7 protein-coding genes are annotated in these 10,484 nt (G+C 50.7%); 4 read left to right on the top strand and 3 right to left on the bottom strand.

What is annotated here, in order from left to right:
• From NZ772_06830 to glnT, 3 genes are all read left to right on the top strand, one after another.
• A partial coding sequence (locus NZ772_06830) for a fatty acid desaturase (GenBank protein ID MCS6813271.1) occupies nucleotides 1-546 on the top strand: 546 nt, incomplete at its 5' end.
• On the top strand, nucleotides 543-1,559 hold the full coding sequence (locus NZ772_06825; protein MCS6813270.1) for an alpha/beta fold hydrolase: 1,017 nt from the start codon (nucleotides 543-545) through the stop codon (nucleotides 1,557-1,559). The genes NZ772_06830 and NZ772_06825, both read left to right, overlap by 4 nt.
• A gap of 41 nt (nucleotides 1,560-1,600) precedes the next feature.
• Nucleotides 1,601-2,911 (top strand): type III glutamate--ammonia ligase, encoded by a 1,311-nt coding sequence (gene glnT, locus NZ772_06820; GenBank protein ID MCS6813269.1) that lies wholly within the window; start codon nucleotides 1,601-1,603, stop codon nucleotides 2,909-2,911.
• A 42-nt stretch (nucleotides 2,912-2,953) separates the two neighbouring features.
• Here the strand turns inward: glnT and NZ772_06815 are convergent, their stop codons facing one another.
• Entirely contained in the window at nucleotides 2,954-6,457 is a 3,504-nt protein-coding gene (locus NZ772_06815; protein ID MCS6813268.1) for an EAL domain-containing protein, read from the bottom strand.
• A 190-nt stretch (nucleotides 6,458-6,647) separates the two neighbouring features.
• On the opposite strand from NZ772_06815, the gene NZ772_06810 reads away from it, so the two are divergent.
• On the top strand, nucleotides 6,648-9,425 hold the full coding sequence (locus NZ772_06810) for a molybdopterin-dependent oxidoreductase (protein ID MCS6813267.1): 2,778 nt from the start codon (nucleotides 6,648-6,650) through the stop codon (nucleotides 9,423-9,425).
• 52 nt (nucleotides 9,426-9,477) lie between these two features.
• Here NZ772_06810 and atpC read toward each other — a convergent pair whose 3' ends face one another.
• Together atpC and NZ772_06800 are read right to left on the bottom strand one after the other, a co-directional pair.
• Nucleotides 9,478-9,897: an ATP synthase F1 subunit epsilon gene (atpC, locus tag NZ772_06805; protein MCS6813266.1), complete on the bottom strand. Its 420-nt coding sequence runs from the start codon at nucleotides 9,895-9,897 to the stop codon at nucleotides 9,478-9,480.
• A gap of 148 nt (nucleotides 9,898-10,045) precedes the next feature.
• On the bottom strand, nucleotides 10,046-10,484 hold a 439-nt coding region (locus tag NZ772_06800), incomplete at its 5' end, for a F0F1 ATP synthase subunit beta (protein MCS6813265.1).

The following is a 10,484-nucleotide window of genomic DNA, read 5'->3' as shown; positions in this document are numbered from 1 at the left end:
CTAGAAGACCCGAAGCCTACAAACTGGCGAGCCTATGTGTGGGAGCTAAGTGGCATTCCTTGGTGGCTAGGTAAGCTACAGGGACATAGCCGCATTGCTCTGGGACAGGTGCAAAGGTATCCGTTCTTGCCAGAAAGTGCCTACGGTGATGTGATTTGGTCTACCCGCTGGCAACTGCTGGTCTACGTTGGGGCGATCGCCATCTCTGTTGCCTTAGGACATCCGTGGGCAGTGGTGCTCTATTGGCTGCTGCCCTTAGCAGTGGGGCAGCCCATTTTGCGCTATGTGCTGCTGGCAGAACATACTGGCTGTACGCTAGATGACAACCCTCTCACTAACACCCGTACCACCTTGACGTTGGCTCCATTGCGCTTCCTAATGTGGAATATGCCATTCCATGCAGAGCATCATCTATATCCGTCGATTCCATTTCATGCGTTACCGGCTGCTCATCAGCTCCTGCGCTTGCAGTTTCGACAGGTAGCTAATGGTTATATTAAGGCCCATCAGCACATTGTGGCCGCATGGGGGCAATCGGCAAAATGAGCCAGCCAGCTAGCTACTTCACCCTGACCAATTGGTCGTTACAGTGTGGAGCAGTGTTGCCAGAGGCAATCATAGTGTATCAAACCTATGGTGAACTAGCGCCCGATCGCCGTAATGTCATCCTCTACCCCACGTCCTACGGGGCGCAGCATACGGATATTGAGTGGTTAATTCGTCCAGATGGGATTTTGGATCCTACTCGATGGTTCATTGTCATTCCCAATATGTTTGGCAATGGCCTCTCTAGCTCACCCAGCAATTGCCCAGACTGCGGTCTGAGTGAGCAGGGATTTTGGTTTACCCATGTGGATAATGTGACAGCACAAGCTATCTTGCTGCGGGAAGTGTTTGGCATTGAGCAGTTGGCGCTGGTTTATGGCTGGTCAATGGGAGCACAGCAAGCCTATCACTGGGGAGTGTTATATCCTGATCGGGTCGAGCGTATTGCGGCTCTCTGTGGCACAGCTCGCACTACTGACCACAATAAGGTCTTTCTCTATAGCCTGCGCTCGGCACTAACGGCTGACCCTGCCTGGACAGGGACAAGATTTGAGGGGGTGCCCGATCGTGGCTATCGAGCGTTTGCCCACATTTATGCTAGTTGGGCAGCCTCCCAAGCATTCTACCGCCAGGGACTATACTACTCGTTGGGTTATAAGTCTCTAGAGGACTATCTCATGCGTGGGTGGGAAGCAAATTATCGCAGACGAGACCCCCACGACCTGCTGGCGATGATTGACACATGGCTGCATTGTGATGTGAGTAACAACCCCATCTACCAAGGTGACTATGTAGCTGCCCTTGCCGCCATACAAGCTCAAACTTTAGTAATGCCTGCTACAACTGACCTATACTTTACACTGGAGGATTGTGCTGAAGAAGCTGCTCTCATCCCAAATGCTGATTGTCGCCCTATTCCTTCTATTTGGGGACATCGGGCAGGTAATCCTTACCAGCATCCAGACGATGAAGCATTTATTCGATCAGCTATTTATGACCTCCTAGCTCAATAACGATTAATAACAGCCCCCTGATCTCTCCTATCTACGCGCTTATGACTGTATCTCTCTCTAGCCTTGCCCGCGATCGCAACATCCGATACTTTTTGATTTCCTTTACTGATTTGTTTGGTGTCCAACGGGCCAAGTTAGTGCCCGCCGACTGCATTGATACCATGGCGGCAAATGGCGCTGGGTTTGCAGGGTTTGCGGCTTGGTTAGATATGACCCCAGCAGATCCAGATATTTTGGCGATTCCAGATCCAGAGCAATTGATACAGTTGCCCTGGCAACCGGAGCTAGCTTGGATGCCAGCGGATTTGTATTGGATTGATGGACGAGCGATTGAACAAACGCCGCGATTGGTGCTGAAGCGCGTGCTCAAGCAGGCTGAAGATTTAGGATACCGCGTCAAAACTGGTGTGGAGTGCGAGTATTTTCTGCTATCAGCAACGGGGGATGACATTTCCGATGGCCGCGATCGTCAGAGCAAGCCCTGCTATGACCAACAGGCGTTAATGCGTCGTTATGAGGTGATTCGAGAAATTTGTGACAGCATGTTAGTCCTGGGGTGGGGGCCTTACCAAAATGACCATGAAGATGCCAATGGCCAGTTTGAGATGAACTGGACCTACGCAGATGCACTAGTTACTGCTGATCGTCACGCCTTCTTCAAGTACATGGTGAAGACGATCGCTGAAAAGCACGGCTTCCGCGCCTCCTTTATGCCCAAGCCCTTTGCCCATTTGACAGGGAATGGTTGCCATACTCACCTCTCGGTTTGGGATACAGCAGGTGCAACCAACCTGTTCTACGATGCTCAAGGGGAACTGGGTCTCTCCACCTTGGCATACCAATTTATCGCTGGTGTGTTGCAATCTGCAGAAGCGCTTTGTGCCTTTACCAATCCCACGGTTAACTCTTACAAGCGCATCAATGCCCCAGTCACTATGTCTGGGGCTACATGGTCACCCAATACCATCTCCTACAGTGGCAACAACCGCACCCATATGATTCGCATTCCAGATGCTGGTCGGTTTGAGTTGCGCCTAGCGGATGGCTCTGCTAACCCATACCTATTGCCTGCGGCGCTGATTGCAGCAGGGCTAGATGGCATTGTGAATAAGCGAGATCCTGGGCAGCGATCGGACAATAACTCTTACACAGATCCATTACCCGTAGGTACAGTTAAACAACTGCCTGCTAATCTATTGGACGCACTCCGCTGCTTAGAGGCAGACAAGATTCTTACCCAAGCTATGGGAGATACTTTCGTAGCATCTTACTTGAAGCTTAAGCATCAGGAATGGCATGAATACAGCTCTCACATTTCAACCTGGGAATTGGAGCATACGTTGGATTGCTGAAGCGATCAGCAAGGGAGTAGTAGGCGATGAAGAGCAAGTAGATTATCCCCGTAGTAACAGGGTTGTGGCTTCTGCTTCAGCCAAGGGTCGGGAAAACCAATAGCCTTGCCCATATTGATAACCAAGCTGTTGTAGGCGATCGAATTGTTGCTGGGTTTCAATGCCTTCGGCGATCATTTCCAATTCCAACTGCTGACTTAGGGCGGCGATCGTTTCTACCAATTGGCGGTTACGCTGCCCAGACTCGATTTGCTGCACGAAGGAGCGATCGACTTTGAGGCTATTGATAGGTAACTGATGGAGATAGCTCAGGGATGAGTAACCTGTGCCAAAATCATCGATACTAATCTGCACACCTCGTGCCTTGAGTTGATGCAATCGGTCGATCGTTACCTCCACATCGTTGATCAACATGCTCTCGGTAATCTCTAGAGTGAGGCATTGACTATCAATGCCCGTGGTAGCCAAAGCCCGATCAATTTCGCTCAATAGATCACTATGGTTCAGATCTTGGGCACAGAGATTTACGCTAATTTTCAGCCTGGATAGGTGCGGAGACCGAGCTTGCCACGTTGCCAGTTGGTGACAAGCTGTTTGCAGCACCCAATAGTCCAACTGGGTAATGAATCCCATGTCTTCCGCTACTGAGATAAATGTGCTGGGCCTTTTTAGCCCTTGGATAGGATGCTGCCACCGAATTAGGGCTTCCAAGCCCACGATCGTCCCAGTGTTGAGAGCGACGATGGGCTGGTAGTACAGTACAAATTCCTGACAGTCGATCGCTCGCCGCAAGTCGTTTTCTAGATGCAGCCGGTTCAGGGCTTGGATATGCATCTCGGTGTTGAAAATTTCATATCGTGCCCTACTTTTGCCCTTTGCTTGATACATGGCAATATCAGCATCCCGCAGCAGTTCTGAGGCTTGAGTATAGTTACTCGTCCCAAAGACGATGCCAATGCTGCAAGAGGTGTAGACTTCGCGTCCCTGAAGTTCAAAGGGGGTTTGTAGCACTGTAAACAATCGTTCTGTAACACGTATAGCTTCTTGCACAGAGTGAATGTCATCCAACAAAATCACGAACTCGTCACCCCCTAGCCGAGCAACTAGGTCAGTTTTGTGCAAGACGGCTTGCAATCGCTGGGCGATGGCTACTAGCAGTTGGTCTCCGGCTAGATGGCCAAGGCTATCGTTGATCACCTTGAAGCGATCTAGGTCAAGGAACAACACCGCAAAGTGATAGTCTGGCGATTGCTGGGCACGATTCACCGCTAGGGTTAGTCGCTCCATCATCAACTGCCGATTTGGTAAGCCCGTCAAGGCATCGTGGTAGGCATCGTATTCTAGTTGCTGTTGAGCCAACACCCGCTCCGTTACGTCTCGCGATGTGGTTTGAATTTGCACTACCTGCCCTGACGCATCCGCAATGGGTTTGGTCAATGTTTCGAACCAGAGGTAATGCCCAGCTTTATGGAGCATTCGGTAGGTAATGCGCACAGATTTACCCTCCATCGCTGCACGATGAGCTTCTTGGCGAACGCGATCGCGATCGTCTGGATGACAAAAAGTGTAGGGATCTTGCCCCAGCATTTCGTCATAGTGATAGCCTAGCAATGTCTCACAGGAAGGACTAATGTACAGATACCGCCCATCAACATTATGCAAGCACACTAGGTCATTAGTATTCTCTGCTAGTAACCGATAGCGAGCTTCACTCTCACGTCGAGCCGCCTCTGCTTGAATGCGAGCAGTCACATCCAAAATCAACGTATCCCAGATAATGTCCCCGTTAGCTTGCCTTGTCGGCCTGCCTGCCGCTTCTAGCCATTTTTCTCGCCCCGACGGGGTAGTGATTCGGCATAATTGGAACCAAGGTTGTAACGTTTGTGCTGATGCTATCACTGATGCTCGTACAATTGGTAAGTCCTCTGGATGCACCATCCCCCATAGAATTGAGGCATCCTCGACGACTGCCTGCGCCTCCACTTCCCAGAGTCGAGCACAGCCTGCACTCATGTATAACACCCCATCAGTACCGTCTGGATGCAAGATATAACGGAGAATGACCCCTGGTACATTGGCTGCCATATTTTGAAACCGAGCCTCACTTTCTCGCAGGGCCGTCTCAACTTGTTGCCGCTCGGCTAGTTCTAGTTGTAGCTGTTTGTAGAGATTAGCTTGGTGAATAGCAACCTCTAGCTGTTCAGCAACTGCTTGGGCCAAGGTAACCTGCTCGTCTTGCCAATAAAAGGGATGCTCAGGGGTGGTGATGGTGAAGCTGCCCCAGATAGACCCATTCACCACTAAGGGAATCAACAACCATGCCCCCGGCAGACTACGGGCAACTTCCTGATTGATAGCATCTTCTAAATCACTAGTGTCTTCCAACCGTACTAGTTGTAACTGCTTGAGTCGATCGGCAAAGGGATTGCCTGCATCAGGAATTTCCATACCCCGCATAGATGGTCTACCATCATGGCAAAACTGCGCAACAGGCTTCCAAACGCCCTGAGCAGGTAAGTACTGCACCACAAAACAGTCCAGTTTGTCCAAGAGTTGCGCTGTTTCGCGCACGGCTGTGGTGAAAATGGTCTCTAAATCAAGGGAATTGCGGATGGCCTGAAATACTCGATTTAGGGCCTGTTCTCGTAAAATTTGTGCTTGTAGTGCTGTAATATCCCGCCCTACTGACTGAATTTTGACCAACTGCCGTTGGTCATCAAAAATCCCTAAGTTGACCCATTGAGTCCAACTGGTTTGCCCACTCGCTCGATAGTTGCGATTAATACTCTCAAAGGTAGGCTGCTCTGGGGTCAAATCTGCAACTTTAGCCCGCAATATGACTAAGTCTTCTGGAGGCACAAAGTCACTCCACTTCAGCCCTAACACCTGCTGATGCGGACGTTGTAGGGCATTACAGACAGCATCGTTGGCAAAGATGATCGTGGTGTCTGGCAGTGATTGCAAAATCAAATCTGTTTGTACTTCAATCACATGGCGACGATGACGTTTATTCTCTGCTAAGGTTGTGCTGATAATACGCTGCTCCATCTCCCGCTGTTTGCGATCGCTAATGTCTTGAAAAACCACCACAGCATAAGTCACCTGACCCTCGTCATTGACTATAGGGCTGGCCCAGACCTCTAATGACAGCACTCGCTGGGGAGTCCGGACTTCTAAATCATCCGCCCAAACTGCCTCTCCTGTTAGAGCGCGGCTACTGGGTAACTCTTCCAGAGGATAGGGAATATCTGTGCCTTCTCGGTAGACCTGGAAAATTTCAGAGAGCAAATTTGCTCGTAATTCTACTGAGCGATCGATGCCCAATAACACCCGCCCTGCATCGTTGATGTAGATAATCTGCCCTGTATGATAGTGCACAGCAATGCCGATCGGGCTTGCATCTAAGAACTGACGTAACTGCTGATCCTGCGATGGCAACATTGTCTGTGCTAGTAAATCTTCAACTAAATATTTGATGCTATCGGGTGTATGTTCCCAATCCTCAGAGGGAATTTGATCTAGGTTGAGAGGTGGCTGTCTATTCATCGACTACCTATCCATATGACATTTACAGGAGCCTGAATAAATCACTAAAACTTCGTCAAACCAAAAGTTACCAATGTATCTTAGTCTACTTACTTTCATAAGTCTTGGCATGTAGCTCTGATAGCAGATTCTATGGGACAATGCGCGTAATAGTGTCTCCATGCAAGCACCGATTAATTATTCAAGCCGAATGATGACTATCTGCATTAACGATCGTAACTACCAATTGACTACCGCCCCTGGCACTACACTACTTAGTTTTCTCCATAGCCAAGGGTTATATGGGACACATCGCGTTTGCGACACGGGTGATTGTGGAGCTTGTACAGTCTGGGTCGATGGTCATGCGGTGCATAGTTGTATCTATCCAGCTCAACGAGCAGATGGTCGTGTAGTGACGACGATCGAAGGGCTAGCTACTGATGGGCAGCTTACAGCCATGCAGCAGGCATTTGTAGACTGCCAAGGCTTTCAATGCGGCTATTGCACTCCTGGCATGATTATGTCAGCCAGCAAGCTAAAGGTTGCCAACGAGACTGAGTTGCGCCGTGCCTTAGATGGCAATCTCTGCCGTTGTACTGGTTATCAGGCAATTGTCCAGAGCATGTTGCAGGGGTATGGCCTTCAGCCGCCCCCAGAATTAGCCACATCAGATGATTCCCCTGCACCTCAAGTTGGGCAAAGCTTGCCCCAGCAAGATAGTGTTGGCATCGTCACCGGGGCACCCCTCTTCACCACAGATTGGGCACCACCGGGGTTGTTGCACTTAGCCGTCGTGCGATCGCCCTATGCCCATGCCCGCATTCGTCATATTGACACTAGTAAGGCACTGGCATTGCCTGGGGTTTATGCTGTGTTTACCCATGCAGATGTGCCCCGTCGTCCTTACACTACGGCTGGTCACGGCGAACCTGTGCCAGACCCCCACGACCACTATTTGCTTGACCACAAGGTGCGGTTTGTGGGCGATCGAGTAGCGGCAGTGGTGGCTGAATCGGTAGCGATTGCTAGGCAAGCCTGTGAGCTGGTCGAGGTGGACTATGAAGTGCTCCCCCACGTGCTGGATCCGGTAATAGCGATCGGCGATGAAGCCTGTGAGCTGGGCATACGACCCCATAGTGCCTCTTCACCCCAAATCCACGATGAACCTGAATCCTTCCAGATTTACAACGCCCAACGCAACATTGCAGGCAAGGTCTTTCTAGAAAAGGGAAATCTAGAGGCTGGGTTTGAGGCTGCTGATTTTCTCCTGGAGCGAGTTTATCGTGTGCCTGCTGTTCAGCATATGCACCTAGAACCCCATGCCACCATCACATGGCTGGACGCAGATGGCATGTTGCATGTGCGCTCCAGTACCCAAGTGCCCTTCCACTGTCAGCGGTTGTTATCCCACCTGTTCGACATCCCCAAAGACAAGATTCATGTGTTCAAAACTCGCTTAGGGGGTGGGTTTGGCAATAAGCAAGAAATCCTTACCGAAGACCTCTGTACATTAGCAACCTTGCGCACGGGTCGCCCAGTGCAGTGGGTATTTTCCCGCCAGGAAGAATTTACTGCTACCAATAGCCGCCATGCTGCTGAAATTCACCTGAAGGTAGGGGTAAAGCGCGATGGTTCCCTGACGGCTGTGGATATGATTGCGATCGCCAATACAGGAGCCTATGGTAACCATGGCACTCAGGTGGTGTTCCTAACAGGTAGTATGCCATTGGGACTCTATCGCTGTGAGCACCAACGCTTTCGCGGTTACTCAGTTTACACCAATACTATGCCCGCAGGTGCTTTCCGGGGATACGGCGCTACCCAGGGTTATGTAGCCATGGAATCTCTCATGGATGAAATTGCTACCATGTTGCAGATAGATCCCTTAGAACTCCGTCAACGACAGGTGATCACGCCGGATGACAGGGTGTTAATCGGGGCAGATCACCATTTTCACCTAGTGGGTAGCTATGGGTTGAAGGCAGCAATCGCCAAGGTTGCCAGCACGATGAACTATAAACCAGGAACTCCTCCTGTGATCGATGGTTCTCGCCGTCGGGGCATTGGATTTGCCATCAGTATGCAGGGTAGTGGTCTGGCGAAAATTCATCTAGCTAGGGTACGAATGGCGCTGAAATCAGATGGGCGCTACGAACTGCGATCAGGTGCCGTAGATTTGGGTACAGGCTGCAATACGACCCTACGCCAGATTGCTGCCGATGTTCTCCACACGACAATCGACCAGATTGACATCATCACAGCCGATACGTTGCATACCCCCTTTGACTCTGGTGCCTATGCCTCAGCTACTACCTACATTACCGGACAAGCAGTAATTTTAGCAGCAGAAGCACTGCGCTCTTGTCTATTAACAGCCGCTGCTGCTGTCATGAATTGTGCAGTCGATCAACTGCAACTCACTGCCGTAGGTATTCAGACTCCTACTCAAGGAACGTTACCCCTCAGCACTCTGGTAGAGAAGGCTGATCACCCGCTAGAGGTTGAACGTGAGTATGCCGCTGACAAGTCTACCTTGACGTTTGCAGTACAGGGCACCGAAGTAGAGGTTGATACTGAAACTGGGCGAGTAACCGTGCTGCGCTGTGTGCAGGCGATCGATGTAGGCAAAGCCATTAACCCCCGCATTTGTTACGGACAGGCAGTCGGTGGTACTGTCATGGGGCTAGGCTATGCCCTCAGCGAAGAACAGCAGATTGATGCCGAGGGGCGGATCGTTAACCCTAGTCCCCGCACCTATCGAATTCCCCTAGCGAAGGATATTCCTGCAATTGAGGCCGCATTTATCGAAGACAGTGATCCCTACGGCCCATTTGGTGCTAAAGGAGTTGGTGAAGTGGTGGTGAACTGTACGCCGCCCGCAGTTATGAATGCCGTCGCCCATGCTACTGGTGTTCGCCTCTATCAGCTTCCTATGACCCCAGAGCGCGTCTGGAAAGCAATCCAGGCATCTAAACCACAGAGCTAGATAGCTCTAGGGTAATCTAGACAACTAGGCAGACATAACAATCTACCTAGAGCTAGATGGGCACAACACCACCAGCAGCCTGTACCCGTGCCCGTGCCCGCTTCAGAGCTTGCGTAGCCTGGATTTTCGCCTGACGATCGTCTTCCTTTAGTTGTCCCAATAGAGTCTCGGCTTGCGCCAAAGCCGCCTTTGCCTCGTCGAGGTCGATCGTGCTACCCTGCTCTGCTCCATTGACAAGCACTGTTACCTCATCTTGGTTGACTTCAGCAAAGCCACCCATAAGGGCAATAGCAACCCAGTCCTTCGTGCCTGATGGGCGCACCCGCATTACCCCTGTATCCAGAGCAGTAATCATAGGGACATGACCCGTCAACACACCCAACTGACCAGTCGTACTAGGCAGAATGACTTCATCCGCGGGAGCATCCCACACTGTCCTATCCGGGGCAATAATACGCACTGTTAATGACATAGCAATTAAGTCCAAAATTAGGATTGAAGTTCTGGAGTCGCTGGCTTCAGGTATCAAGGATTAGTGCAGCCCAGCCATCAGGGACTATTGCCATAGTGTCTGTCCATTCACTAGCCGATTCCCAAATACCTGAAACCTAGCACTCTGCCTATTTAGCTTCTGCCTTCAGCTTTTCGCCCTTAGCAATCGCCTCGTTGATATCGCCGACCATGTAAAACGCTTGCTCAGGCAGTTCATCCAACTCACCAGAGAGAATCATCTTAAAGCCCTTGATGGTGTCTTCTAGCTTCACATACTTACCAGGAGAACCCGTAAAGACTTCGGCCACAAAGAACGGCTGTGACAGGAACCGCTCAATCTTGCGAGCACGGTCAACAACTCGACGATCGTCCTCAGATAATTCATCCAAGCCCAGAATAGCAATAATGTCCTGAAGTTCCTTGTAGCGCTGAAGTGTAGATTGAACAGCACGAGCTACAGTGTAGTGCTCCTCACCCACAATACTAGGCTGAAGCATGGTGGAAGTAGAACCCAGAGGATCTACCGCAGGGTAAATACCCTTCGCGGCCAGAGAACGGGACAGCACC

Source organism: Cyanobacteriota bacterium (assembly GCA_025054735.1).
Taxonomy (GTDB): domain Bacteria; phylum Cyanobacteriota; class Cyanobacteriia; order SKYG9; family SKYG9; genus SKYG9.
This window is presented reverse-complemented; position numbering and strand designations above follow the sequence as displayed.

Coding starts and splice junctions, on each gene's coding strand:
- atpC (MCS6813266.1), bottom strand. CDS start 9,897: ATGTCATTAACAGTGCGTATTATTGCCCCGGATAGGACAGTGTGGGAT.
- NZ772_06815 (MCS6813268.1), bottom strand. CDS start 6,457: ATGAATAGACAGCCACCTCTCAACCTAGATCAAATTCCCTCTGAGGAT.
- NZ772_06825 (MCS6813270.1), top strand. CDS start 543: ATGAGCCAGCCAGCTAGCTACTTCACCCTGACCAATTGGTCGTTACAG.
- glnT (MCS6813269.1), top strand. CDS start 1,601: ATGACTGTATCTCTCTCTAGCCTTGCCCGCGATCGCAACATCCGATAC.
- NZ772_06810 (MCS6813267.1), top strand. CDS start 6,648: ATGATGACTATCTGCATTAACGATCGTAACTACCAATTGACTACCGCC.